The 24,908-nt window shown below is 70.7% G+C and carries 21 protein-coding genes; 5 read left to right on the top strand and 16 right to left on the bottom strand.

Annotation, left to right across the window (positions count from 1 at the left end; all coding sequences use genetic code 11):
* Positions 1 to 3 precede the first annotated feature (3 nt).
* The 6 genes from AB0K28_RS35020 to prcB all read right to left on the bottom strand — a co-directional run bounded on the left by AB0K28_RS35020 (position 4) and on the right by prcB (position 6,192).
* Positions 4 to 960 (bottom strand): FKBP-type peptidyl-prolyl cis-trans isomerase, encoded by a 957-nt coding sequence (locus AB0K28_RS35020; RefSeq protein WP_364378321.1) that lies wholly within the window; start codon positions 958 to 960, stop codon positions 4 to 6.
* A gap of 101 nt (positions 961 to 1,061) precedes the next feature.
* Positions 1,062 to 1,994 carry an FKBP-type peptidyl-prolyl cis-trans isomerase gene (locus AB0K28_RS35015; protein WP_364378319.1) on the bottom strand — a complete coding sequence of 311 codons (933 nt, stop codon included), beginning with the start codon at positions 1,992 to 1,994 and terminating at the stop codon, positions 1,062 to 1,064.
* A gap of 140 nt (positions 1,995 to 2,134) precedes the next feature.
* Positions 2,135 to 3,493: a Pup--protein ligase gene (gene pafA, locus AB0K28_RS35010; protein ID WP_355428161.1), complete on the bottom strand. Its 1,359-nt coding sequence runs from the start codon at positions 3,491 to 3,493 to the stop codon at positions 2,135 to 2,137.
* Positions 3,494 to 3,624: 131 nt separating this feature from the next.
* The gene (locus tag AB0K28_RS35005; RefSeq protein WP_345385856.1) at positions 3,625 to 4,149 is read right to left on the bottom strand and encodes a hypothetical protein; all 525 of its coding nucleotides are present in this window, start codon (positions 4,147 to 4,149) and stop codon (positions 3,625 to 3,627) included.
* Between the two features lie 317 nt (positions 4,150 to 4,466).
* Positions 4,467 to 5,321: a proteasome subunit alpha gene (prcA, locus tag AB0K28_RS35000; protein WP_364378627.1), complete on the bottom strand. Its 855-nt coding sequence runs from the start codon at positions 5,319 to 5,321 to the stop codon at positions 4,467 to 4,469.
* A gap of 22 nt (positions 5,322 to 5,343) precedes the next feature.
* Complete coding sequence (prcB, locus tag AB0K28_RS34995; RefSeq protein WP_364378316.1) at positions 5,344 to 6,192, bottom strand: proteasome subunit beta; 849 nt, start codon at positions 6,190 to 6,192, stop codon at positions 5,344 to 5,346.
* Between the two features lie 196 nt (positions 6,193 to 6,388).
* On the opposite strand from prcB, the gene AB0K28_RS34990 reads away from it, so the two are divergent.
* Positions 6,389 to 7,471, top strand: a complete 1,083-nt coding sequence (locus AB0K28_RS34990) for a DNA polymerase IV (RefSeq protein ID WP_364378314.1) — start codon at positions 6,389 to 6,391, stop codon at positions 7,469 to 7,471.
* Between the two features lie 8 nt (positions 7,472 to 7,479).
* On the opposite strand, the gene AB0K28_RS34985 is transcribed toward AB0K28_RS34990, so the two are convergent.
* Together AB0K28_RS34985 and AB0K28_RS34980 are read right to left on the bottom strand one after the other, a co-directional pair.
* Entirely contained in the window at positions 7,480 to 8,478 is a 999-nt protein-coding gene (locus AB0K28_RS34985; protein WP_364378312.1) for an endonuclease VII domain-containing protein, read from the bottom strand.
* 32 nt (positions 8,479 to 8,510) lie between these two features.
* Positions 8,511 to 8,720, bottom strand: a complete 210-nt coding sequence (locus AB0K28_RS34980) for a ubiquitin-like protein Pup (protein ID WP_345385864.1) — start codon at positions 8,718 to 8,720, stop codon at positions 8,511 to 8,513.
* Positions 8,721 to 8,866: 146 nt separating this feature from the next.
* On the opposite strand from AB0K28_RS34980, the gene AB0K28_RS34975 reads away from it, so the two are divergent.
* Positions 8,867 to 9,271, top strand: a complete 405-nt coding sequence (locus AB0K28_RS34975; RefSeq protein ID WP_364378309.1) for a hypothetical protein — start codon at positions 8,867 to 8,869, stop codon at positions 9,269 to 9,271.
* Between the two features lie 42 nt (positions 9,272 to 9,313).
* Here AB0K28_RS34975 and dop read toward each other — a convergent pair whose 3' ends face one another.
* From dop to AB0K28_RS34945, 6 genes are all read right to left on the bottom strand, one after another.
* The gene (dop, locus tag AB0K28_RS34970) at positions 9,314 to 10,828 is read right to left on the bottom strand and encodes a depupylase/deamidase Dop (protein ID WP_364378307.1); all 1,515 of its coding nucleotides are present in this window, start codon (positions 10,826 to 10,828) and stop codon (positions 9,314 to 9,316) included.
* A gap of 86 nt (positions 10,829 to 10,914) precedes the next feature.
* Positions 10,915 to 12,039: an acyltransferase gene (locus tag AB0K28_RS34965; RefSeq protein WP_364378305.1), complete on the bottom strand. Its 1,125-nt coding sequence runs from the start codon at positions 12,037 to 12,039 to the stop codon at positions 10,915 to 10,917.
* A gap of 22 nt (positions 12,040 to 12,061) precedes the next feature.
* Entirely contained in the window at positions 12,062 to 13,087 is a 1,026-nt protein-coding gene (locus tag AB0K28_RS34960; protein WP_364378303.1) for a pyridoxal-phosphate dependent enzyme, read from the bottom strand.
* Between the two features lie 10 nt (positions 13,088 to 13,097).
* The gene (locus AB0K28_RS34955) at positions 13,098 to 15,644 is read right to left on the bottom strand and encodes a carbamoyltransferase HypF (RefSeq protein ID WP_364378301.1); all 2,547 of its coding nucleotides are present in this window, start codon (positions 15,642 to 15,644) and stop codon (positions 13,098 to 13,100) included.
* 297 nt (positions 15,645 to 15,941) lie between these two features.
* Positions 15,942 to 17,705: a proteasome ATPase gene (gene arc, locus AB0K28_RS34950; RefSeq protein ID WP_345385880.1), complete on the bottom strand. Its 1,764-nt coding sequence runs from the start codon at positions 17,703 to 17,705 to the stop codon at positions 15,942 to 15,944.
* 204 nt (positions 17,706 to 17,909) lie between these two features.
* On the bottom strand, positions 17,910 to 18,761 hold the full coding sequence (locus AB0K28_RS34945) for a tRNA (adenine-N1)-methyltransferase (protein ID WP_355430611.1): 852 nt from the start codon (positions 18,759 to 18,761) through the stop codon (positions 17,910 to 17,912).
* A gap of 55 nt (positions 18,762 to 18,816) precedes the next feature.
* Here AB0K28_RS34945 and AB0K28_RS34940 point away from each other — a divergent pair, with 55 nt between their 5' ends.
* The 3 genes from AB0K28_RS34940 (at position 18,817) to AB0K28_RS34930 (ending at position 21,766) form a co-directional block, all read left to right on the top strand.
* Complete coding sequence (locus AB0K28_RS34940) at positions 18,817 to 19,911, top strand: GNAT family protein (protein ID WP_364378298.1); 1,095 nt, start codon at positions 18,817 to 18,819, stop codon at positions 19,909 to 19,911.
* A 222-nt stretch (positions 19,912 to 20,133) separates the two neighbouring features.
* Positions 20,134 to 20,637 (top strand): hypothetical protein, encoded by a 504-nt coding sequence (locus AB0K28_RS34935; protein WP_364378296.1) that lies wholly within the window; start codon positions 20,134 to 20,136, stop codon positions 20,635 to 20,637.
* A 292-nt stretch (positions 20,638 to 20,929) separates the two neighbouring features.
* Positions 20,930 to 21,766: a sugar nucleotide-binding protein gene (locus AB0K28_RS34930; protein ID WP_364378294.1), complete on the top strand. Its 837-nt coding sequence runs from the start codon at positions 20,930 to 20,932 to the stop codon at positions 21,764 to 21,766.
* 98 nt (positions 21,767 to 21,864) lie between these two features.
* Here the strand turns inward: AB0K28_RS34930 and AB0K28_RS34925 are convergent, their stop codons facing one another.
* On the bottom strand, positions 21,865 to 23,412 hold the full coding sequence (locus AB0K28_RS34925) for an FHA domain-containing protein (RefSeq protein ID WP_364378292.1): 1,548 nt from the start codon (positions 23,410 to 23,412) through the stop codon (positions 21,865 to 21,867).
* Between the two features lie 344 nt (positions 23,413 to 23,756).
* A complete protein-coding gene (locus AB0K28_RS34920) occupies positions 23,757 to 24,893 on the bottom strand; it encodes a site-2 protease family protein (protein ID WP_364378290.1) in 1,137 nt (378 codons plus the stop codon).
* Positions 24,894 to 24,908: the final 15 nt, after the last annotated feature.

Below are 24,908 nucleotides of genomic sequence, written 5' to 3'. Positions count from 1 at the left end.
GCCTCAGTAGGCGGCGAGCAGATCCACGACGAAGACCAGCGTGTCGGAGCCCTCGATGCCCCACTCGGGGCGGCCGGCCGGGCCGTAGCCGTACGCGGGCGGCACCACCATCGCGACCCTGCTGCCCGCCGGCACGCCCGTCAGCGCCTTGTCCCAGCCCTTGATCACGCCGCCGTCGCCCAGCTTGAACGCCTTCGGCCCGCCGCCCGCCCAGGTCGCGTCGAAGACCCGGCCGCCCCGCCAGACGGCGCCTGCGTACTGGGTGACCACGAGCTGCCCCGCCCGCGCCGGAGGGCCGTCTCCCCTGCTCAGCACCCCGGCCGTGAACTCCTGCGGCGGCGCGCTCCGCGGCACCGTCAGGGACGGCCCGGGGCCGCCGCCGATCCGCACGCCCGCCAGCGTGCCCGCCCCCGCCCGCACCGTGGCGTCCTTGTGGTGGGCGCCGAGGATGTCCACGACGTAGAACAGCTCCTCCCCCGCCCGCACGCCGCGCGGCGGCGCCGCGCCGAAGGCGTACTCGGGCGGGATCGCCGCGGTCACCCTGCTGCCCACCCTGCGGCCCCGCAGCGCCCGCTCCAGCCCCGGCAGCAGCTCGCCCACCGGGAACGCGGCCGGCGTGCCCCGCGTGAAGCTGGAGTCGACCAGGCGGTTGGCGGCGCCGTCCCACACGTGCGCGGTGTACTGCACGATCGCCACGTCACCGGCCGCCAGCGGCTCGCCGCCGCCCTTCGTCGGCTCGTCCACCCGCAGGCCCGCCCCGGGTTTCGCGGCGGGGAAGACGATCGTCGGCCGCGCCCCGAACGCGCCGCCCACCTTCAGCTCCTCAGCGGCCCCGCCCGTGCACCCGACGGCCAGCGGCAACACGACCGCCACGACCGCCACAGCCCGCAGCACGGCCCGTACGGCCCCGTCGTGAGTCCCGGCCCGCGGCGACGGCTCCCGGGTGGCGGCACGGCGCATCGGCCCTCCCACACGCGAAACGGCCCGGTGGCGCCATGCCACCGGGCCTCGCGATGCTACCGGGCCGCCGGTCGGCGGACCGGCGGTTCGCTAAAGACGCATCAGTAGGCGCCCAGGACGTCCACCACGAACACCAGCGTGCTGTTGGCCGGGATGCCCTGCTGCTCCTGGCTGCCGTAGCCCATCTCCGGCGGGATGCTCATCACGACCCGGCTGCCGACCGGCACGTCCACCAGGCCCTTCTGCCACCCCTGGATCACCTGGCCGAGCGGGAACTCGGCCGGCTCGCCCCGCTCCCAGCTGGAGTCGAACTGCTTGTCGCTGCCCCAGATCTTGCCCGTGTAGTGCACCGACAGCGTCTGGTTCGCGGTCACCTTCTCGCCGGTGCCGGTGATCAGCGTCTTGACGACGAGGTCCTTCGGCGCCTTCTCCTTGGTCTTCGTGGTCAGCGTCGGCGCCTTCTCGCCACCGGGGTTGACCACCTCGACGCCCTTGATCGACTCCTTCGTCTCCGTGCCGGTGGCCGCCTTCAGCGGCGCCGGCCGGGTGCCGACCACGTCGAACACGAACACCTTCGTCGGCTCCGCGGGAGCCGCCTGCTGCTGCCCCTGCACCGCGTCGTTGGCCAGCACGGCCAGCAGCCGCCCGCCGCCCTTGACCTTGGTGAAGCCCTCCTGCAGCACCTGCGGCAGCTGCTCGTTGACGGCGATCGTCTCCGGCGCCTTCGTGTCGTAGGACGAGCCCTGGACCTTGTTGTCCTTTCCGTCCCAGTTGAAGACGGTCAGGTTCACGATCACGCGGTCGCCCGCCTTGACGCCCGTGCCGTCGCCGGGCTGGATCACCTCGTACGACGACGTGGTCGCGGGCGTGCCGGACGGGAACGTCACCGTGGGCTTCGCCCCCACGTTCCCGGCGACCTTGACGCCGGACGACCCGCCGGTGGAGGCGGTCGTGCCGGAACCGTCGTCGGAGCCGCACGCGGCGGCGAACAAGATCAATGGCACGGCGGCCAGTACGGCCAGAGCGCGGCGCATGGATTTCCCTCGGAAGAGACGTCAGATTCGCGTCACACTACCCGACATCGGAGTAGGGCCGAGGTAAACGGCACCCCAGGCCCTGCCCCGGAACCGCGCCGCGTTTCCGGGGCGCGTCTCCGGGGCGGGGCGCCCGCCGGTCACATGCCGGCGATCAGCTTGTCGACCCGCTCGTCCACACTCCTGAACGGGTCCTTGCACAGCACCGTGCGCTGGGCCTGGTCGTTGAGCTTGAGATGCACCCAGTCGACGGTGAAGTCGCGCCGCTTCTCCTGCGCCTTGCGGATGAACTCGCCCCGCAGCCGCGCCCTGGTCGTCTGCGGCGGCACCGACTTCGCCTCGAAGATCTTCAGATCGGACGCCACCCGCTCCACCGAGCCGCGCTTCTGCAGCAGGTAGAACAGGCCGCGCTTACGGTGCACGTCGTGATAGGCCAGGTCGAGCTGGGCCACCCGCGGCGACGACAGCGGCAGGTCGTACTTGCGGCGGTAACGCTCGATCAGCTGGTATTTCGTCACCCAGTCGATCTCCCGCGACACCAGGTCGAGATTGCCCGTGTCGACCGCGGTCAGCGTGCGCTCCCACAGCTCCAGCACCCGGTGGGCGATCGCGTCGCCGCCGCGGCGGTCGACGAAGTCCTTCGCCTTCGACAGGTATTCCTGCTGGATCTCCAGGCTCGACGCCTCACGCCCGTTGGCCAGCCGCACCCGCCGCCGGCCCGTCATGTCGTGAGACACCTCGCGGATCGCCCTGATCGGGTTCTCCAGCGACAGGTCGCGCATCACCGTGCCCGACTCGATCATGCGCAGCACCAGGTCGGTCGCACCGACCTTCAGCAGCATGGTCGTCTCGCTCATGTTGGAGTCGCCCACGATGACGTGCAGGCGGCGGAACCGCTCGGCGTCGGCGTGCGGCTCGTCCCGCGTGTTGATGATCGGACGGGACCGCGTCGTCGCGCTGGAGACGCCCTCCCATATGTGCTCGGCCCGCTGGGAGACGCAGTAGACGGCGCCGCGCGGCGTCTGCAGCACCTTGCCCGCGCCGCACACGATCTGCCGCGTCACCAGGAACGGGATCAGCACGTCGGCCAGCCGGCCGAACTCGCCGTGCCGGCCCACCAGGTAGTTCTCGTGGCAGCCGTAGGAGTTGCCAGCCGAGTCGGTGTTGTTCTTGAACAGATAGATGTCACCGGCGATGCCCTCTTCGCGCAGCCGCTTCTCGGCATCCACCAGCAGGCCCTCGAGGATGCGCTCCCCGGCCTTGTCATGGGTGACGAGCTCGATGACGTTGTCACACTCGGGTGTTGCGTACTCAGGATGGCTGCCCACGTCGAGATAGAGACGTGCGCCGTTGCGGAGGAAGACGTTGCTCGATCGGCCCCAGGACACGACCCGCCGGAACAGGTAGCGCGCGACCTCGTCGGGGGACAGCCTGCGCTGGCCCCTGAACGTGCAGGTCACGCCGTACTCGTTCTCCAGCCCGAAGATGCGACGATCCATCACCTCACACTATGCCCACGGATCGGCGAGCGGGAGAGATCTTCGCACGTGTTTTCCGGTCCGGGTCCCGCGAGACGCGTTTTCGTCCCCCGCGCCCGCCCCCACGGGGCGCGGGTCGTCCACGACGTACGTCAGGGGGTGAAGATCTCCTGAACCTTGACGATCTGCCCCTTGTAGACGGTGATGAGCGAAGGCCGCGGCGTCTTCCCGTGCCGCTTGATCAGCGTCGCCCTGGAGCACCGCTTGACGCCCAGGCTGCTGTTACGGCTGACCGTCAGCTCCGCCTGGGAGGCCTTGCAGCCCAGCGCCGACAGGTAGACGACGTCCTTGGCGACGCGCGAGGCGTACGCCATCGCGTCGCCCTCGGGCGGGCCCACGAAGTAGCCCTCGGTGTGCTTGCTCTTCTTCCACTTGACCGGCACGTACTCGGCCACGCCGCCCCGCACCGCGACGATCTGGCCGCGCAGGATCCCGTTGCGGCGGGAGTGGATGCCCTTGGTGAAGTCGTGCTTCGGGTCGGGCTGGAACGAGGTGCCGAAGGTGTTCGGCGCCTTGAACTTCGGAATCGCGGGTGCCGCCTGTGCCGGCGCACCGGAGGCCAGCAGCACGGCCGCGGCGGCTCCGGCCACCAGCAGGCCACGTAGTGGAGTTGTCACGGCTCTTAAGATCCACGAGCGGCCCGGCAAGTTCGGACGTATCACAGTGAAACAGGTCACACTCCCCCGGGCCCTCACGTCCGCGCCTGGGAGCCCTCCCACCCCGCCCGGCAACCCCCAGATGCCCCACCCGTGCCCAAACCCCGCAGCGGGCCCCTCACGGCCCGCCCGGGGGCCACCTGAAGCGTCGGGGCAGCCGGACACGTGAGGGTGCTCGACGATGGTGCCGCAGCCGGGCCCGCCGCCGGGAGCCTCACCGTCGGTGCACACGACGGTGGGGCCGCCGGATCGGCGGCCCCACCAGAAGGCGTCAGGAACTACAGCGGCGACGAACCGTCGTCCACCGGACCCTCGGGACCCGTGGGCGGCGGCGTGGACGGCTTGTCGCCGGACGACGGCGCGCTCGGCCCGGCGGACTCACCCGAAGACTCGCCCGAGGACTCACCGGAGGACCCGCCCGAGGGCTCCGCCGCATCGGCCGGCGGGGTCGAGGTCTGCGCGAGCAGCCGCTCCAGCCGCGCCCCGGTCAGCCGCAGGAACTTGCGGTGCTCACGGTTACGGTCGAGCACCGCCACCTCGAGCTGACCCACCGGCGGCCGCTCACCGCCCGGCTCGGTCAGCGCGGCCAGCGCCACCTCCAGCGCGTCGGCCAGCGTCATCGACTCGCGGTAACGCTCCTTCAGCCGGGACGCCACCGCCTCGGCCTGCCCGCCCATCGCCGCGAAACCGTGCTCGTCGAACACCGAGCCGTCGAAGGTCAGGCGATAGATCGCGTCGCCGTCCTTCGTCTCGCCCACCTCGGCCACCACGACCTCGACCTCGAGCGACTTGATCGACTCGGTGAAGATGCGGCCCAGGTTGGAGGCGTAGAGGTTGGCCAGGCCGCGCCCGGTCACGTCGGAACGGTCATAGGTGTAACCGTTGATGTCGGCGTAACGGATGCCGCCGAGCCGCAGCTCCTCGAACTCGTTGTAGCGCCCCACGGCCGCGAACCCGATGCGGTCGTAGATCTCGCTGATCTTGTGCAGCGCCCTCGACGGGTTGGGCGCCACGAACAAAATGCCGTCGACATATTGGAGCACGACCACGGAACGGCCCCGCGCGATGCCCTTGCGCGCGTAGTCGGCCTTGTCCCGCATGATCTGCTCGGGGGACGCATATCCGAATGGCATGGACACAGTGGTGATCCTTTGCTTAGCGCAGCGGGGCGATGGGACCGTCGGGCGAGATCAGGCGGGCGTCGAGCATCTGCTGGACGTAAGCGCTCACCTCGTCGTCCGACAGACGGCGGAAGCCGTCGGCGTCGATCACGGCCACGACCGGCCAGATCTTCCTCGTCACGTCGGGCCCACCGGTCGCCGAGTCGTCGTCGGCGGCGTCGTAGAGCGCCTGGATCAGCGTCATCACCATGTCGTCGGCCGTCGAGCCGTCGCGATAGAGCTTCTTCAGCGACCCGCGCGCGAAGATCGAGCCGGAGCCGATCGCGTCGAACCGCTCCCGCTCGTAAGGCCCGCCCGCCACGTCGTAGCTGAAGATGCGGCCCTCGTCCTTGTCGGGGTCGTAGGCGGCGAACAGCGGCACCACCACCAGCCCCTGCATCGCCATCGCCAGGTTGCCCCTGATCATCGTGGCGAGCCTGTTGGCCTTGCCCTGGACCGACATCGTGCGGCCCTCGAGCTTCTCGTAGTGCTCCAGCTCCACGCGGTAGAGGCGGGCGAACTCAAGACCCGTGCTGGCCGTGCCCGCGATGCCCATGCACGAATAGTCATCGGCGCGGAACACCTTCTGCACGTCACGCTGCGAGATGATGTTGCCGGACGTGGCCCGCCGGTCGCCCGCCATGACCACGCCACCGGCGAAGGTGGCGGCCACGATCGTGGTCGCGTGCGGAACCTGGTCGCCGATCGGGGTGGCCAGCATCTCGTCGCGCCGTGGCAGCAACTCGGGCGCGTACGAGCTGACGAACTCCGTGAACGAGGAACTCCCGGTGTTCTGGAAAAGCTGATTCACCAAGCCGACGGGCAGATCCCTGTGCGATGCCACGCGACTCCCTCCAAACGTTCAGTGTTCCTAGGGCGACCCTACTCATGTTGGGTTGCTGTCTGCACTTCCCACGATCAGCTCACGGCGAACCAGGATCGCCCTGCCGCCCGAAAGATTCCGTACGCCCGAAAGGTCGGTAACCGCCCTCCGCAACCGCTCCCCCGGCCCGCCGCCGCACTGACGCCATACTGGCGACATGGGCACCACGCCCCAGAGAGACTGGATCCTGCACCTCGACCTCGACCAGTTCATCGCCGCGGTCGAACTCCTGCGCCACCCCGAACTCCGCGGCAGACCCGTCGTCGTCGGCGGCACCGGCGACCCCACCCAGCCGCGCACCGTCGCAGCCACCGCCACCTACGAAGCCCGCGAACACGGCATCCACTCCGGCATGCCCCTGCGCACCGCACTCCGGCGCTGCCCCGACGCCGTCTTCCTGCCCACCGACCCACCCGCCTACGAGGCCGCCTCCCAACACGTCATGGCCGTCCTGCGCGAACACCCCGTCCGCGTCGAAGTCTGGGGCTGGGACGAAGCCTTCATCGGCGCCACCACGAACGACCCCGAGGCCCTCGCCGCCACCCTCCAGCACGACGTCCGCCGCCGCACCCACCTCGACTGCTCCATCGGCATCGGCGACAACAAGCACCAGGCCAAACTCGCCTCCGCCTTCGCCAAACCCGCCGGCATATACCGCCTCACCAGCGACAACTGGGCCGACGTCATGAACGACCGCCCCACCGACGCCCTCTGGGGCATCGGCGCCAGAACCGCCAGAAAACTCGCCGCCCACAACCTGCGCACCGTCGCCCAGCTCGCCGCCGCCGACCCCCGCGACCTCGCCAGCCACTTCGGCCCCACCAACGGCCCCTGGTACCGCTACCTCGCACTCGGCAAAGGCGAAGCCGAAGTCATCACCACCCCATGGATCGCCCGCGGCCACAGCCGCGAGACCACCTTCACCCACGACCTCACCGACCCCGGCACCGTCACCGCCCACCTCACCACCCTCGCCACCCAGGTCGCCCACGACGCACGAGAAGCCGGCCGCGAGATCACCCGCGTCACCGTCAAGATCCGCACGACCCCGTTCCAGACCAGAACCCGCCAGACCACCCTCACAACGCCCACCACCGACCCCGCCACCATCACCGAAGCCGCCCGCACGACCCTCGCCCGCCACGACCTCACCCGCCCCGTACGCCTCATAGGCGTCGCCGTGGAATACGCACCCACCACCTCAGAGGGACCAGAGCCGGGCCCCACTCCCGGCCCCTGACACCACCCTCACCCCACCCGCGTCACCCGCGCATAGAACTCCGACCGCAACTCCTCCTCGGCCCGCGCCAACTCCTCCAGCTCCTCATCCGACACCACCACCTCACCGAAATCCTCGACCGTCGCCTCCACATAAGAAAGCGCCCGCCGCACCACCCCCGGATCATCACGGAACTGCCCGATCCCGGTATTGCACGGCAGACACAACACCTGCCGCACCGCACCCGACCGATGACAATGATCCACATGCTCCGGCGGCCGATCCCAGCACACCACGCACAACCCGTGCTGAGCCGAGATCATCCGCTCGACGTCCTCATGCCGCACGCGATAACGCCGCGACAAGTGATACGTCCGCGACGGCGCCACCGGAGAATCACCACGCCCCTCAGGAAGGACCACGAACTCCGGCCAGAGCACCTCCCCTTCCAAATAGAGCGCGGCCAGCTCCAGCAACACCAGGTTGTCGGCGAAATGCCCCAGCCCGTTGTTGCAGTTGAAACAGAGCACGCCACGCACCCGGCCGGTCGCGTGACAGTGATCGACGAACGTCCCGGGAACGGCCTGGCAGATGGCGCAGAGCCCGCCCTGACGGGCGAGCATGCGCTCGAAGTCGTCCTCGGTGATCCCATAGCGGTACTGGAGCAGATAGTTCCGCTCGCTCCCGTATTTCTTGATTTTGTTCTCCCGCGCCACGACGGTGTGGCACGGGCGGCAGTAAGCAGTCATGCCATCCTTCATCGCCCGGTTACTGCCGAACTCACTTGTGCTTTTCACCTCCGTGCACCGAGGGCAGTATTTGCACCCTTCGGGCACCTGCACCCGCTCGCGCACGGCTTTTCCCTGCCCTGCCTTGCGTTTGCGATAACTCGCGGTGGAACGCCGCCGGAAGCAGACCTTGCAGTAGCGCGCCCGCCCATCGGGCATGCGCTTGTTGGCCCCGAACTCGGCAAGTTCCTTGACTTCTTGACAGTCGGAGCACCACTTGAATCCGTCCGGCGTTTCCACCCGATTTACCCCTTATGCCTGTCCGTTTTGTCCTACTCTCCGCCCTTCTGGACGTAGCTGCGCACGAATTCCTCTGCGTTCTCTTCGAGAACTTCGTCGATTTCGTCCAGAATGGAGTCGACGTCGTCCGTGAGCTTCTCCTGACGCTCCTGGACGTCGGGCGCCGCCGAGGCCTCGGTCTCCTCGACCTCGTTCTCGCGCCGCCCGGTCTGCTTCTGACCACCGGTGTCCTTGGTTGCCATGTCCTACCTCCGTTGGGGGACTGCCTCCTAGGCATATCTTCCCCGAACCGGGCGACATTTCGCGCCGATCGCCCCGCGATCTTGCCGGCTTGACTGGATAGCGAAACTATCCAATACTGAACCCCCGTACCCACAGGAGGTGTGAGATGTCCGAAATGTCGTTGACCATGGCCGGTGTGCTCCTCATCACAGTCCCGCTCGTCGCCTACGGCGGCACGACGCTGCTGACGTTCCTCATGCGGAACGTCCCCGGCTACCTGGACAACCCGGTGCGCCGCGGCCTGTGGCGGGCCGGGCACGCGCATGCGGGCGTGCTGGTGCTGTTCGCGCTGGTGGCGATGCTGTACGTGGACCAGACAGGGCTGCCGGAGCCGGCGCGGATGGCGGCGCGGGTGCTGATCGCGGCGGCGCCGATCCTGATGCCGCTGGGTTTCTTCCTGTCGGTGCTGCGCCCGCGGGACACGAGGCCGAGCCGGTTGATCTGGCTGGCGGTGGCTGGTGGGGTGTCGCTGGCGGCGGGCACGCTGACGCTGGGGGTGGGCCTGCTGTGAGTGCGGGCCGCCCCTGGCGGGTGTCCGCCAGGGGGCCTGGTGTCATTCGCCGCCGGTGAGTGCGGCGACGAGGTCGGCGGCGGTGCGGCAGCGGTCGAAGAGTTCGCCGACGTGGGCTTTGGTGCCGCGGAGCGGCTCGAGGGTGGGGACGCGCTGGAGGGATTCGCGGCCGGGGATGTCGAAGATGACGGAGTCCCAGGAGGCGGCGGCGACGGATTCGCTGTACTGGCTGAGGCAGCGGCCGCGGAAGTAGGCGCGGGTGTCGGTGGGCGGGTGTTCGACGGCGCGCTGGACTTCTTCCTCTGTGACGAGGCGTTGCATGCGTCCGCGGGCGACGAGGCGGTTGTAGAGGCCGCGGTCGGGGCGGATGTCGCTGTATTGGAGGTCGACGAGCTGGAGTCTGGAGTGTGACCAGGCGAGGCCGTCGCGGCTGCGGTAGCCCTCGAGGAGTTCGAGTTTGGCGACCCAGTCGAGTTCGCGGGCGAGTTGCATGGGGTCTTCGGCGAGGCGGGTGAGGACGGATTCCCAGCGGTCGAGGATGTCCTTGTTCATCTCGTCTTGGGCGGTGCCGCGCTCTTCGACGTATTTGCGGGCCTGCTCGAGGTATTCCATCTGGAGCTGGACGGCGGTGAGCTTGCGTCCGTCGCGCAGGGGGATCTCGTAGCGGCAGCTGGGGTCGTGGGAGACGGCGCGCAGGGCTTGGACGGGGTTTTCGACGGCGAGGTCGCGGGTGAGGAAGCCCTCTTCGATCATGGCGAGGACGAGCGCGGTGGAGCCGAGTTTCAGATAAGTGCTGATCTCGGACATGTTGGCGTCGCCGATGATGACGTGGAGGCGCCGGTATTTCTCGGGGTCGGCGTGGGGTTCGTCACGGGTGTTGATGATGGGGCGTTTGAGGGTGGTCTCGAGCCCTACTTCGACTTCGAAGAAGTCGGCGCGCTGGCTGATCTGGAAGCCTTCGCCGCGGCTGTCCTGGCCGATGCCGACCTTGCCGGCGCCGGTGACGACCTGGCGGGAGACGAAGAAGGGGGTGAGGTGGCGGACGATGTCGGCGAAGGGGGTGGCGCGCCGCATGAGGTAGTTCTCGTGGCAGCCGTAGGAGGCGCCTTTGGCGTCGGTGTTGTTCTTGTAGAGCTGGATGGGGGCGTTGGAGGGGATGGCGGACGCGCGGGTGGCGGCGTCGTACATCACCCTTTCGCCGGCCTTGTCCCAGATGACGGCTGCCCGGGGGTTGGTGCACTCGGGCGAGCTGTACTCGGGATGGGCGTGGTCGACGTAGAGCCTGGCGCCGTTGGTGAGGATGACGTTGGCCAGCCCGAGGTCCTCGTCGGTGAGCTGGGTCGGATCCGCCACCTCCCTGGCCAGGTCGAACCCGCGCGCGTCGCGCAGCGGGTTCTCCTCCTCGAAGTCCCATCGTGCCCTGCGCGCGCGGGCCGCCGAGGCGGCCAGGTAGGCGTTCACGACCTGTGAGGAGGTCACCATCGCGTTGGCGCCTGGCTGGCCGGGTACGGAGATGCCGTACTCGGTCTCGATGCCCATCACCCGACGCACCGTCATGCAACACCCTCTGTTCGTCCGGGTCTGTCTATCCGCCGTTTATATGCCCGAGCCTATGCCCTTCACAGTGCCCCAGGGTCACAGAGTTATGGCACCGACGCCTTTTCAACCTGTACGACCGGAGCTGATGTGGTTTGCGGGGATCTGCGGGGCTTGAGTAGCCGCTGGATGGGGCGTTCGGCAAAGGAGTAGACGAGATACGACACCACGACGGCGGTCAGTGTCGTGATCGTGACGACCGCCCAGGGCGGAAGATCCCCGACGAGCAAGGGGATGAGGGCCACCGCGATGACGCTATGGAACAGGTAAAGCGGGTATGTCGTGCCGCCGAGCGCGGTGAGCAGCCTGGATGGTCTGAGCCGGACGAGGCCGAGGGCGACGAGGGCCGTCGCGGCGAAGATGAGGGTGATGGTGACGATGACGCCGACGTCGGTGACCGGCATGTTCTTGAACCCGGCGGCGTCGATCCTGCTGTGCACGCGGCCGAGCGCGGATTCCCAGGACAGGCCGTAGCCGGCGAGCACGTAGAGCCACGGGAGCCAGGCGTTGCCGTGCTTGTGGATGAGGTAGAGGGCCATGCCGGCGACGAAGTAGGGGGCGTACTTCGGCATGACGATCTCGTCGACCACGGGGTTCTCGAGTTGCCCGGCGATGACGACGGCGGCCAGCCAGACGCCGCCGAAGACGAGCACCCGCCGGTACGTGACGCCGACGATCACCAGGATGGCGATGAGGAGGTAGAAGCGCAGCTCGGCCCAGAGCGACCAGTAGACGCCGCTGGCATCTGTGAGCTTGAACAGCCGCTGGAACATGGTGGCGTTCACCAGGTATTCGCCTGGGGAAAGTTTTGGGTCGAGCGGCTTGGCGGCGGTGAGCCCGTAGAGGGCGGCGATGGCGGCCAGGCTGAGCCAGTACGCGGGGTAGAGCCGGACGAGCCTCGATCGTGCGAAGGCGCCGAGGCCGCGTCCCCAGACGCTCATGAGGATGACGAACCCGCTGATGATGAAGAACAGCTCGACGCCGAGGATGCCTAAGCCCGCGATGGGGGCTAATGCGGGGAAGAGTTCGGCGGGCCGGTCTCCCCACACGCTGGCGTAGGCGACCAGGTAGTGGAAGGCGACGACGGCCAGGGCGGCGAGGAAGCGCAGCAGGTCGAGCTCGGCCAGCCGGCCGTTCTCCCGTGCGTGTCTGCGCCGGTTCGGAGCGTGCACGCCATCTTTGACGTATCAGTGATCACTCTGGTTCCACTGGTCCTTCTGTTCCCACCAGCAACACGCGTGAGGTGTCGTCGAGGCGGAGGGCGGCGCGGGCGGAGGGGGTGAGGGCGAGCAGGCCGGCGGCTCCCGCGGCGCCGCAGCCGGACAGGGCGATGCCGTGGCCGGCGAGCAGCCGGGCGGCGGCGCCGGCCTGCTCGTCGGTGACGGTGACGTAGAGGTCGGCGAGGTGGCCGAGGAGGCGGTGGGCGAGGAGGGAGGGTTCGCGGCAGTCGAGCCGGCCGAGTGTGGTGTGGCCGCCCGGGATGCGGACGGGGCGGCCCGCGCGGGCGCTCTCGGTCAGGCAGGGCGCGCCCTCGGGTTCGACGACTACGATCTTGGGCCGATCGCCCCACCGGTCGCGCACGTACCCGGCCGCGGCGGCGGCCAGCCCGCCTACGCCCGCCTGGACGACCACGTGCGTGTACGGTCCGGTCTCGGCGGCCTCGTCGAACAGCACCGTGTAGCCGCGCATGACGTCGAGGGGGATGCCGGTGTAGCCGGGCCATGAGCTGTCGGACACGAGGCGCAGGCCGTGCGTTCTGGCGTCGTCCAGGGCGGCCGCCATGCTGGCCTCGTAGTCGGGGCCGCTGCGGCGTACCTCGGCGCCGAGGCCGCGCAGCCGGTTCGCGAAGGTCTCGGGCACGCCTTCGCTGAGGTGGACGACGCAGGGGACGCCCGCCTCCGCGGCTCCTGAGGCGACGGAGATGCCGTGGTTGCCGGCGCTGGCGCAGACGAACGGGGCGCCGCCGGGCTCGCGTTCGTGGAGCAGGTGAACGGCGTACGCGCCGCCGAGCGCCTTGAAGCTGCCGAGCCCCATGCGGCCGCTCTCGTCCTTGACGTCGGCGGCCAGCGTGCCGGCCAGCCCCGGGACGGTGCGCAGGGGCGTGGGCCGGTAGCGAGGGTGGCGGGCGAAGCGGGCGCGGGCCCACCTGGCGTGCCCGGCCCCGATGAGCGCTCGGTCGTCCGCGGTGTACGGGGTGCGGGCGGGGTTGAGGAACTCCATGATCGCCATGCTAGGCGGGGTGGTCGCGGGCGGCGGCGACGGCGGCCTGGCCGAGGCTGAGCCCGCCGTCGCCGGGTGGCACGCGTACGTGCCGCAGGACCCGGAACCCGGCCGCCCGCAGCCGCTGCAGGGTGCGTTCGAGCAGGAGCGCGTTATGGAAGAGCGCGCCGGTGAGCGCGACGGCGGTCAGGCCGGTGGCCTGCCTGAGCGCGGCGCAGGTGCGGGTGACGGCGGCGGCGAGGCCGTTGTGGAAGCGTCCGGCGATGACGGCGGGGTCGGTACCGGCGGTGAGGTCGTCGGCGGCGGCCCGCACGAGATCGGCCGCCTCCAGGACGAGGAGACCGCCGACGGGGGCGAGCCCGGCGAAGGCCGGCTCGCCGGGGGCCGGCTCAGCGCGGGCCAAGTCAGCGCGGACCCAGTCAGCGCGGGCCAAGTCAGCACGGGCCAAGTCAGCACGGGCCAAGTCAGCGGCGGTCGGCCCGGCAGGGGATTGCCCTGCGGCCGGGGATTGCCCTGCGGCCATGAGTCCGGCGGCCAGCGGTCCGGCGGGCTGTCTCAGGGCGGCCGGGTAGGCGCCGGTTTCGGCTGGGTCGGTGAGCTGTTCGAGTTCGGCGGCGGCCTGTCCCTCGTACGTGATGGTCTCGCGCAGGCCGAGCAGGGCGGCGACGGCGTCGAACAGGTGGCCCGCGCAGGAGGTGAGCGGCGCTTCCTGGCCGCTGCCGGCCTGCTGGAGTGCGCCGGCGAGCCGGTCGCGCAGCCCGGGGTCGCAGGGGTGGTCGCGCAGGTAGGCGGCGGCCATGCGCCAGGGGCGGCGGGCGGCGGCGGGCCCGCCCGGCATGGGCACCGGGGCGAGGTGGGCGAGGCGCTGGTAGCCGGTGCGGTCGGCGCGCAGGAACTCCCCGCCCCACAGGGTGCCGTCGGGGCCGTGGCCGAGCCCGTCGAGAACGACGCCGATGACGGGGCCGAGGTCGCCGTTGTCGGCCAGGCAGGCGGCGACGTGGGCGTGGTGGTGCTGGACGGCGACGTGGTCGACGCCGGTGAGCTCCAGGGCGTGGCGGGTGGCGAGGTGGCCGGGGTGCGCGTCGTGGGCGACGATCTCGGGGTGGATGCCGAGCAGGGCCTGGTAGTGGTCGATGGTCGCGGCGAAGGTGCGCAGGGTGTCGTGGTCGTCGAGGTCGCCGAGGTGCTGGGAGAGGTGGGCGCGGCGCCCTTGCAGCAGGCAGAAGGTGCCGGCGACGGTGGCCCCGCAGGCGAGGACGGGGCGTGGGGCGGGGCGGCGCAGGGTGATGGGCTCCGGGGCGTGGCCGCGTCCGCGGCGCAGCACGGTGATCTCGCCGGCCATGGGGCGCAGGACGGTGTCGTCGGCGCGGCTGTGGATGGCGCGGTCGTGGGTGAGGAAGGCGTCGGCGATGCCGGACAGGCGGGTGAGCGCGTCGGCGTCCTCGTACGCGAGGGGCTCCCCCGCGACGTCGCCGCCGGTGAGCGCTAGAGGCGCGCCCAGTTCGGCGAGCAGGAGGTGGTGCAGCGGCGTGGCGGGGAGGGTGATCCCGAGCGTGCGGCGCCCCGGCGCGCCCGAGCACGCGACTGCAGAGTCAGCCGAAGAGGCGGCCGAAGAGACAGACGAGGACGCGGCCCCGGACACAGCCGACGAGACGACGGGTGGGGCGACTGAGGGGGCGATGGGGGCGTCTGGGCGGAGGGGCAGGAGGACGACGGGTCTGGCGGGGCTGGTGAGGAGGGTGGCGGCGGTGTCGTCGATGTCGCAGTACTGCCGGGCCTGGACGAGGTCGGCGGCCATGACGGTGAACGGCTCCTCCGCGCGGTGCTTGCGTCCGCGCAGGGTGGCGGCGGCCCGTTCGCCGGTGGCGGCGACGGCGAGGTGGTAGCCGCCGAGCCCCTTGACGGCGACGACGCGGCCGGCGCGCAGGAGGGCGGCGGCGCAGGTGATGGGGTCGCCGCACAGTTCGGTGCCGCGCGGGTCGCGCAGCGTCAGGGTGGGGCCGCAGGCGGGGCAGCAGGTGGCGGCGTCGTGGTGGCGGCGGCTCGCGGGGTCGTCGTGTTCGCGGGCGCAGCCGGCGCACATGGTGAAGGGCGCCATGGTGGTGTGGCGCCGGTCGGCGGGCAGGGCGCGGGTGATGCTGAGGCGGGGGCCGCAGTTCGCGCAGCCGGTGAAGGGGTAGCGGTGGCGGCGATCGGTGGGGTCGGTCAGCTCGCGCAGGCAGTCGTCGCAGGTGGCGGTGTCGGCGAGGGTGGCGGCGGTGCGGGGTCTGGCGGGGTCGGTCGCGGCGATGGTGAAGCCGCGGTGGCCTGCGGGTTCGCCGCTGACGACGGTGACGCGTTCGATCTCGGACAGGGAGGGGGCGTCGCGTTCGAGTGCGGTGAGGAACTCCTCGACGCCTTGGCAGGCGCCCTCGACTTCGATGTGCACGCCGGTGACGTCGCCCCTCACCCGGCCCGACAGGCCCAGGCGGTTGGCGAGCGAGTGGACGAACGGGCGGAAGCCCACCCCCTGGACGATGCCTTCGACGTGCACGTCTACCCGTTTGAGCGTGGTCACAGGGCCAGTGTGCGCCTGTCAGGGGTGGCGTGCATGCGTATCGGCTCGTGTCGGCGCGCCGCATGGAGGGACGTTTCCATCTTTCCTTGAACGTACGGGACACGCGGGAGGACTGGGCTCGCGTCCGAAACCCACCGGCAGGTCCGAAACCTGCGCCGCGTCCGAGGCACTACGGCCTGTCCGAAATGACCCACCGCCCCCACTCGGCGTGGGCAGGCAGGCCGTGACGCGGGCAGGACCACAACAGGCGGCAGGGCCGCGCGGTGGTGGCCGCGCGGCCCTGCCGTCCGAGAGGTTCTACAGGTATTGGCCGGTGTTGGCGACGGTGTCGATGGACCGGCCGGCTTCTGTGCCCTGCTTGCCGGAGACCAGCGTGCGGATGTAGACGATCCGCTCGCCCTTCTTGCCGGAGATGCGGGCCCAGTCGTCGGGGTTGGTGGTGTTGGGCAGGTCCTCGTTCTCGGAGAACTCGTCCACGCAGGCCGTGAGCAGGTGCTGCACCCGCAGGCCCTTCTGGCCGGTTTCGAGGAACTGCTTGATGGCCATCTTCTTGCCCCGGTCGACGATGTTCTGGATCATCGCGCCGGAGTTGAAGTCCTTGAAGTAGAGGACTTCCTTGTCGCCGTTGGCGTAGGTCACCTCGAGGAAGCGGTTCTCCTCGCTCTCGGTGTACATGCGTTCGACGACGCTCTGGATCATCCCCTGGATGGTGGCCTCGCGGGAGCCGGTGTGCTCCGCCAGGTCGTCGGGGTGCAGAGGCAGGTCGGAGACGAGGTACTTCGAGAAGATGTCCTTGGCCGCCTCGGCGTCCGGCCGCTCGATCTTGATCTTGACGTCCAGGCGGCCGGGCCGCAGGATCGCCGGGTCGATCATGTCCTCGCGGTTGGAGGCGCCGATGACGATGACGTTCTCCAGGCCCTCGACGCCGTCGATCTCCGACAGCAGCTGAGGGACGATGGTGTTCTCCACGTCGGAGGACACGCCGGAGCCTCGGGTGCGGAAGATCGAGTCCATCTCGTCGAAGAACACGATCACCGGGGTGCCCTCTGAGGCCTTTTCGCGGGCCCGCTGGAAGACCAGGCGGATGTGCCGCTCGGTCTCGCCGACGTACTTGTTGAGCAGCTCCGGGCCCTTGATGTTGAGGAAGAAGCTCTTGCCGGACTGGCCGGTCTTCTCCGCGACCTGCTTGGCCAGGGAGTTGGCGACGGCCTTGGCGATGAGCGTCTTGCCGCATCCGGGCGGGCCGTAGAGCAGCACGCCCTTCGGGGGACGGAGCTTGTGCTCGCGGAACAGATCGGAGTGCAGGTAGGGCAGCTCGATGGCGTCCCTGATCTGCTCGATCTGCCGCATGAGGCCGCCGATCTCCTCGTAGGAGATGTCGGGGACCTCTTCGAGCACGAGCTCTTCGACTTCGGACTTGGGTATGCGCTCGTAGACGTAGCCGGAGCGAGGTTCGAGCAGGAGCGAGTCGCCGGCCCTGATGGGCTGGCCGACGAGCGACTCGGCCAGTCGCACGACGCGCTCTTCGTCGGCGTGCGAGATGACCAGGGCCCGCTTGCCCTCGTCGAGCAGTTCTTTGAGCATCACGATCTCGCCGACCTCTTCGTAGCCGAGGGCTTCGACCACGTTGAGCGCCTCGTTGAGCATGACCTCCTGGCCACGCCGCAGCGAGTCGACGTCGACGGACGGGCTGACGTTCACCCGGAGCTTGCGGCCGCCGGTGAACACCTCGATCGTGCCGTCTTCTCTGGCCTCGAGGAAGGTGCCGAAGCCGGATGGCGGCTGCGCCAGCCGGTCGACCTCCTCCTTGAGAGCGACGATCTGGTCCCGGGCCTCCTTGAGTGTGGCGACCAGGCGCTCGTTCTGGCCTGTCACGGCCGCGAGATTCGCCTGTGCCTCGTGGAGACGTTCTTCGAGGACCCTGGCCTGACGGGGTGACTCGGCCAGCTTCCGCCTCAGCGCGGTGATCTCCTCCTGGAGGAAGGAGACCTGTGTTGAAAGATCAGCGACCTCCCGTTCGCGCTGCGCGGCTCGAGCCTCAGCATCATCGCGAGCTGCCACGCCCCGTCACCTCCTTCCCAGTCGAGGGCGACTACTAAGGACCTTACCTATCTCGGGCCCCTCCGTAACCTGGCCGGGCAGTGTTCGTAGAGTGACATTCAGTATTCGGCGAATAATCCCCAATAGTGCGTTTAATACTCCCAGCATAGGAACACGACGATCTGTTCCCGTGTCACGCACCAACGCGCCCTCGTGGCCAAATTGTCATAGTTCTTCAGTCGTCCCCTTCGGTCGGCGGCGGCGCGGCGGCGGGGTCACGCCGTCGGCCATGCGGCGGGCGGAGACGAGGAACCCGGTGTGGCCGATCATGCGGTGATCAGGCCGTACGGCGAGCCCTTCGACATGCCAGTCGCGAACCAGGGTCTCCCACGCATGCGGCTCGGTGAAACACCCGTGATCGCGAATGGCCTCGACCGTCTTGGACATCTGCGTGGTCGTCGCGACGTAGCAGCAGATCACGCCGCCCGGCGTGAGGGCCTTGGCGGCGGCGTCGACGCACTCCCACGGGGCCAGCATGTCGAGGATGACGCGGTCGACGTCGGCCTCGTCGATGGAGGCCACGAGGTCGCCCACGACCAGGCGCCAGTTGTCGTCCATCGGGCCGCCGTAGAACTTCTCGACGTTCTTGCGCGCCACGTCGGCGAACTCCTCGCGGCGCTCGTAGGAGGTGACGTGGCCGTCGGGGCCGACCGCGCGCAGCAGGAAGCAGGTCAGCGCGCCGGAGCCGACGCCGGCCTCGATGACGCGGGCGCCGGGGAAGACGTCGGCCATGCCGACGATCATCGAGGCGTCCTTGGGGTAGATGACCGCCGCGCCGCGCGGCATCGCGAGCGTGTAGTCCTGCAGCAGATGGCGGAAGGCGAGGTATTGGGTGCCGCCGGACGAGCGCACCACGGAGCCCTCGGGCTGCCCGATCAGGTCGCTGTGGGGGATGGCGCCCTTGTGGGTGTGGAAGACGCCGTCCTCTTTGAGCGTGATCGTGTGGCGCTTGTTCTTGGGGTCGGTGAGCTGCACCTGATCCCCTGCCTGGAAAGGCCCATGCCTGCGGAAACCCATGGCGGCAAGGTTATAGGGCTTTCGGGCGCGTCAGGACGCACGATATCTATGGGGGATGCTCCCTCGCGACGTGATCTCCACCGGCCCGCTCATCCTGCGTCCCCCCGTGGAGGCGGACGCGGCGGCCATCGCCGAGGCGTGCGGCGACGCGGTGACGGGGCGGTTCCTGCCGTGGCTGCCCCGGCCGTACGCGGTGGAGGAGGCGCTGGCGGAGGTCAAGCGGGCGGCGGTGCGGTGGGAGGACGGCGGGGCGGCGTACGCGATCGTCCACGACGGCCGTTACGCCGGCGGCGTCTGGGCGAGCCCGCCCGACCCCTGTGAGACGTCCGGGCTGGGCTGCCTGGTGGCGCCGTGGGCCCGGGGCGGCGGCGTGGCGGCGACGGCGGTGCGGGCGGTGACCGACTGGCTGTTCGACCACGGCGTGCGCAGGGTCGAGGTGCAGGCCGAGGTGGAGAACGTGCCGGCGCTGCGGATGGCCTACCGCGCCGGGTTCGTCGAGGAGGGCCGGCGGCGTGACGCGGTGCGGCTGCGTGACGGGCGGTGGGCCGACGTCGTGACGTTCGCCAGGCTGCGGGGCGAGGGGGTGGCGGGCACCGAGCCGTACCTGCCGTTCTTCCCCGGCGGTGAGCTGAGCGACGGCGTGGTGCGGCTCGCGCCGATGGGCCCGGGCGACGCGGGCGACTTCCACCGGATGATGGCAGAGCCGAGCGTGTCCGCCTTCTCCGTGGGGCCGCCGACCGCGCTGGAGGACGACGAGCGGCGCTGCCGCTACACCGGCTACTGGTGGCGGTCGGGGCAGCGCGTCGAGCTGGCGATCAGGGACGCCGCCTCCGACGCCTTCGCGGGGCATCTGCAGCTCATGCAGGTCGCTCCGGCGCTGGGGCAGGCGATGATCGGCTACTCGCTGGTGCCGGAGTTCCGCGGGCGCGGGTTCATGACGCGGGCCGTACGGCTGCTGGTCGACTGGGCGTTCGCGGCGACGCCGCTGCACCGGATCGTGGCCGGCACCGACGTCACGAACGCGGCCTCGCACGCGGTGCTGGAGCGGGCCGGGTTCCAGCGGGAGGGGCTGCACCGGGAGCTGCTGCCGAGGCGGGACGGGACGCGGGCCGACGACGTCTACTGGGCGGTCGTCCGCTCCGGGTCCTGAGCGGCGATGAGGCGCGGCCGGCGGGGGCCGGCGGCCGCGCCGATTCGGGGACGGATGGGGCCTCCGTGACGGGACGAGCGTCACGAGTGAGCAAAAATCCCGATTTCCTGTTGGAGGCTGGTCAAGAGCCGCGTCGGGGGCGATAGTCAGGGAACCCGCAGGTGAGTTTCGTGCGAACGGGCTGCGCGAGCTCGCCCCCTCCCGCCTCGAGGGATCACCGCGATGCCATACAACCGTGTCGATGTCGCCGTGCGTGAACTCATCACCGTGTTCTCCGGCGTGGAGCTCACGGACCTGATCGATCGGCTGGCGCGTGCCGCCGCCGCGATCGCGGGCACCGCGTACGCGGGGTTCGTCCGCGTGGACCCGCTGCGGCAGGACGCGTGCTGCGTCCACGTGCACGGCCCGCCCGGCGACCCGCTGCGCGTGCGGGCGTGGCTGCGCGAGTCGGGGGTGTTGAAGGAGCTGGCCGCCTCCCGGCAGGCGCTGCGCCTGGCCAGGGACGAGTCGGTGGGCGAGCCCGGGTTCCTGGCGACGTCCGTGCCGGTGTCGGCGCGGGATCACGCGTTCGTGTGGGTCGCGGGGCGGGAGTTCTGCGACGCCGACGAGCATCTGCTGAGCCGGTACGCGACGGCGGCGGGCCGGGCTCTGGAGGCGGCGAGCGGGATGGAGGCGGCGGTGCGGCTGTTGCGCGGCGTACGGGCCTTCCGGCCGTCTCCGCTCTGATCCCCCGGCGTGATCCCCGGTGTGATCCCCCGCCTGATCCCGGTTGCTTCGGGACGGGCCGGATCGCGGGGATCGGGACGACCGCTTCCGGGGTGCTTTCCCCCGTGGACGCGGCCGGTAATCGCGTTCCCGGACGGAAAGATCTTCCTATTGGGCCGGACGGAAAGAGTAATTCGAATTTCCGGGAGTTGCGGATTTCGCCGGTGATTCCGCCGCTCCCCCGCGGGCAGCCGGATCCCCGACCGCGCCGGGGATCCGGCCTCCTCCTGAGGAGGTTGTAGCGTGGCCGCTCATGAGGGTGCTGATCGTGGGTGGCAGCGGGTTCCTGGGCGGCGAGCTGATCCGGCTGTGCGCCGGCCTCGGCCACGTGGTGGGTGCGACCCGCTTCAGCGGCCCGGCGGGCGGCGGGTCCTCGCCGGCCGAGTGGTTCCCTGCCGATGTGCGGTCGCGGGCGGCCGTGGCGGAGGTGGTCGGCGGGTTCCGTCCCGATGTGACGATCAACGCGGCGTACCGGTCGGGTGACTGGGCCACCACGGCGGACGGGGCGGCGCACGTGGCGGCGGCGGTGGCCCGCTCGGGTGGCCGGCTGGTGCACGTCTCCAGCGACGCCGTCTTCTCCGGGGACGCCCCCTCCTACGACGAGACGTGCCCGCCTGACCCGGTCAACCCGTACGGGGCGGCCAAGGCGGCGGCCGAGACCGCCGTGCGGGCCCTGGTGCCCGGGGCGGCGATCGTCAGGACGTCCCTGATCGTCGGTGGCGGCGGCTCCACCCATGAGGCGTTCGTGCGCGCGCTGGCGACCGGCTCGGCATCGGGCGTGCTGTTCACGGACGACGTACGCTGCCCCGTCCACGTCGCGGACCTGGCGGCGGCCCTGCTGGAGCTCGCCGAGCGCGACCTGCCCGGCGTCCACCACGTGGCGGGCCCCGAGGCCGTGAGCCGCTACGAGCTGGGCCTGCTCATCGCCCGCAGAGACGGCCTGCCGGAGCAACGCCTGCGCCCGGGCCTTCGCACCACCGCAGGAGTACGGGGCCCGCTGGCGGTCCACTTGGACTGCTCGGCCACCCGGCGCCGTCTCCAGGTCCGCCTCCGCGGCGCCTCGGAGTTCCTCAAACCCACTCGGTCCTGACGGCTCGACGGCACGCGGCTTCGCTCACACCCGACGCGAAGCGCCCGCGGCTCCGGACCAGTCCGGAGGTGCGGGCGCCTTCGCGTTGAGTCCGGGGGTCAGCCGCGGTGGGCCTCGAAGCGGAGGGTGCGGGAGACGCCGACGCGGACGGTGGTGCCCGGTGCGATGGTGACGGGTTCGTTGGGCGGGATGTCGTAGAAGTTGGGGTCGCCGGGCGGCTGGATCTGGGTGCCGTTGACGGAGCCCAGGTCGACCAGGTTGACGTCCCAGCCGTCGAGGGCGACGCGCAGGTGGCGCCGGGAGACCGAGCCGTCGGGGCTGGTCACCTTGGCGGGCCTGGCGCTGCCGCCGGCCACTTCGGGGGCGCGCTCGGGGTCGCGGCCGAGCAGGTAGTCGCTCTCGAGGGGCAGCGCGGTGCCGTCGTCGAGGATGAGGACGCCGAGCGAGGGGCGGGGGCCCTTGTAGGGGACGAGGGTGCGCTGGACGAGGGCGATGCCGCAGACCGCGCAGTAGGGCACGCGCGGGTCGTTGAAGTGGTCGTTCTTGCAGTCGACGCCGTAGACCATCGGCCGGTCGCCCTGCTCGGGCTGCTCCTGCTGCGGCGGGCCCGGGTGGTCGAACTGGTCGGGCGGGCCGAGCACGGGCGGCGCGGGCTGGTCGTAGTGGTCGGGCGGGCCCATGTGCTGGGGCACCGGGTGGTCGCCCGAGCCGTTGCCGGCGGGCTGCGGCTCGTCGTAGGTGGGGAACTGCTGCTGCTCGGGCAGCGACGGCTGCTGCTCCTGCGCCGGCGGGTAGGGCGGCTCGGGAGGGGTGAGGTAGGCGGGCGGCTCGTGGTAGCCGGAGTCCTGCTGCTGGTAGGAGGGCTCGGGCTGGTAGGAGGGCTCGGGCTGGTAGGAGGGCTCGGGCTGGTAGGGCGGCGGCTCGGGGGCCGGGTGGATGGGCTGGGGGCCCGAGTGGGCGGGCTGGGGGCCCGAGTGCGGCCCAGGCGTGAGCGGGGGCTGGTCGGCCAGCGGGTAGGGGGGCCGCTGCTCGGCGGGCTGCTGCACCGGCTCCGGCGGGGCGGGCGGCGGCTGCTGGGCGGGCGGCTGGATGAGGTCGGGCTCCATGTGCAGGCCGGTGGCCGGCATCTCGCTGGTCAGCATCCTGGCCGGGGCCGGCGGCTGCGGGGCGGGCTGGTCGGTGAGGTCGCCGATGAGGCCGCCGCCGTGGACGACGCCGCCGTCGAGGCGGACGGCGTGGTGGGGGCTGCCGACGCCGGGCAGGCTGAGCTCGACGCGGTCGACGGGGCCGGTGACGAGGCGGTCGGCCCAGGTCAGGGAGTCGCTGCCGGCCAGCCGCGTGTCGCCGCCAGGGGTGGTGACGGTGGCGGAGGCGGAGCCGCTGACGAGGACGGCGACGCCGTCGCCGACGGGGCCCGCGACGGCGCAGGTGGCCGGGTCGCCCGCCATGTTGGCCGCCAGCACCTGCGCGGCGCGGCGGGCCAGCGCGCGGCCGTCGCCGCCTGATTCGGCCGTCTCGCGCAGCGCCTCGAGCAGCGCGTCGGCGGCGGACTCGGCCGAGTCGCACACCAGCAGCAGGCCGCCGGTGTAGGCGACGAGCCCGTTTCCGGGAAGCGGACGCACCACTCCGAATCCATGGCCGGTCATGCGTCCTCCCTCAAGACGACCGTGCTGCGCTCATCGGTGCCCTCGCTGCGCTCGGTCACTCAACTCTCCTCCCCGGAAGCCGGCGATGTTACGGCACCCCGCACTGCCGTGCTGGCCACCAGCCATACGCATACCCAGACGCGGAGGCCGTGTCGCGGCCCCGTCGTCTCGATTCGATGAACCGGTGGGCCGCAACAAACCTCTTAACTGTGCAAGTTTGGCCAAACAGAACACTATCGGCCAGTCGTCGCATCGCAGAAATCGCATGGGGACCGGCGGCGGCCGGCGCGAAACTGCTGGACACGACCCTATCGATGGGCCGCCGCTTAAACGAGTGGGACAAATCAGACGCCGATGAAAACCTTGTTCACATCGGCGGTGGCGAGCACGCCGTAGATCTCGCCGCCGGGCTCGACGAGCAGGTATTCGCTGCCGGGGGCGTCGCGCATGGCCTCGATGAGCGCCTCGCCCGCCAGGTCGGCGCCCAGGATCATGGTGCGCTCGAGCGACTTGGCCAGCGAGCCGACGTTGACCCAGGGGCGGCGGTGCTCGGGGGTGGCCTGGACGGCCGCCTCGTGCACGATGGCCACCGGCCTGCCCTCGTGGTCGACGACGACCATGGCGCCCGCGCGCTGCTCGCCGGCCTGGCGCAGCGCCTCGGAGAGCGGCGTCTCGGCGGCGACGGGGATCGCCCTGCGGGCCAGCGTACGGGCGTTGACCTGCGGGATCCGGGCCCGGATCTTGGCGACGCGCAGCGACTGGCTGGCTCCCATCCAGATGAACGAGGCGAGCACCACCGGCCACAGCAGGTCGACGGGGTCGAAGTCGCGCTCGCTGGTCAGCGCGGTCACCAGCGGGAAGGCCACGAGCGCCACGGCCAGCACCCGCCCGCCCCAGGCGGCCACGACGGTGCCGGAGCCGGGGTTGCCCGCCAGCTTCCACACGCCGGCGCGCAGCATCCTGCCGCCGTCGAGCGGCAGCCCCGGCAGCAGGTTGAAGACGCCGACGATGAGGTTGGCGAACCACAGCTGCCAGGTGAGCACCTCGAGGATGCCGCCGTCGTTGATGAGGAAGAGGTCGGCCAGCCCGCCGAGGCCGGCCAGCGCGAGCGACAGCGCGGGCCCCGCGGCGGCGACCATGAACTCCTTGCCGGGGGTGGGCGGCTCCTTCTCGATCTCGGAGACGCCGCCCAGGAGGTAGAGGGTGATGCGGCGGACGGGCAGGCCGTAGGCCTTGGCGAGCACGCTGTGCGCCAGCTCGTGCAGCAGCACGGAGACGTAGAGGAGGACCGCGAAGACGAACGCGATGCCGTAGGCGGCGAACTCGTCCAGGTACGGCAGCATCTGCCGCATCTGTGGCCCGAACATCACGGTGATGAAGCCCGCCACCAGGAACCACGTCCAGGAGACGTACACCGGAATGCCGAAGGGTCTGCCCATGCGTAGTCCGGAGAACTCCTGCCGCGGGCTCTGCTCGCTCACCGCACTCCTCGTCCA

Origin of the sequence: Nonomuraea sp. NPDC049504 (genome assembly GCF_040676845.1) — a bacterium.
Taxonomy (GTDB): domain Bacteria; phylum Actinomycetota; class Actinomycetes; order Streptosporangiales; family Streptosporangiaceae; genus Nonomuraea; species Nonomuraea salmonea.
This window is presented reverse-complemented; position numbering and strand designations above follow the sequence as displayed.

Bases quoted from the DNA above. Each gene is read 5' to 3' on its own strand.
- AB0K28_RS34945 (WP_355430611.1), bottom strand. From the start codon at position 18,761: ATGGGTTTCCGCAGGCATGGGCCTTTCCAGGCAGGGGATCAGGTGCAG.
- AB0K28_RS34935 (WP_364378296.1), top strand. From the start codon at position 20,134: ATGCCATACAACCGTGTCGATGTCGCCGTGCGTGAACTCATCACCGTG.
- AB0K28_RS34990 (WP_364378314.1), top strand. From the start codon at position 6,389: ATGGGCACCACGCCCCAGAGAGACTGGATCCTGCACCTCGACCTCGAC.
- AB0K28_RS35015 (WP_364378319.1), bottom strand. From the start codon at position 1,994: ATGCGCCGCGCTCTGGCCGTACTGGCCGCCGTGCCATTGATCTTGTTC.
- pafA (WP_355428161.1), bottom strand. From the start codon at position 3,493: ATGGATCGTCGCATCTTCGGGCTGGAGAACGAGTACGGCGTGACCTGC.
- AB0K28_RS34925 (WP_364378292.1), bottom strand. From the start codon at position 23,412: ATGACCGGCCATGGATTCGGAGTGGTGCGTCCGCTTCCCGGAAACGGG.
- prcA (WP_364378627.1), bottom strand. From the start codon at position 5,321: ATGCCATTCGGATATGCGTCCCCCGAGCAGATCATGCGGGACAAGGCC.
- AB0K28_RS34980 (WP_345385864.1), bottom strand. From the start codon at position 8,720: ATGGCAACCAAGGACACCGGTGGTCAGAAGCAGACCGGGCGGCGCGAG.
- AB0K28_RS35020 (WP_364378321.1), bottom strand. From the start codon at position 960: ATGCGCCGTGCCGCCACCCGGGAGCCGTCGCCGCGGGCCGGGACTCAC.
- dop (WP_364378307.1), bottom strand. From the start codon at position 10,828: ATGACGGTGCGTCGGGTGATGGGCATCGAGACCGAGTACGGCATCTCC.
- AB0K28_RS34960 (WP_364378303.1), bottom strand. From the start codon at position 13,087: ATGGAGTTCCTCAACCCCGCCCGCACCCCGTACACCGCGGACGACCGA.
- AB0K28_RS34940 (WP_364378298.1), top strand. From the start codon at position 18,817: ATGCTCCCTCGCGACGTGATCTCCACCGGCCCGCTCATCCTGCGTCCC.
- AB0K28_RS34930 (WP_364378294.1), top strand. From the start codon at position 20,930: ATGAGGGTGCTGATCGTGGGTGGCAGCGGGTTCCTGGGCGGCGAGCTG.
- AB0K28_RS34975 (WP_364378309.1), top strand. From the start codon at position 8,867: ATGTCCGAAATGTCGTTGACCATGGCCGGTGTGCTCCTCATCACAGTC.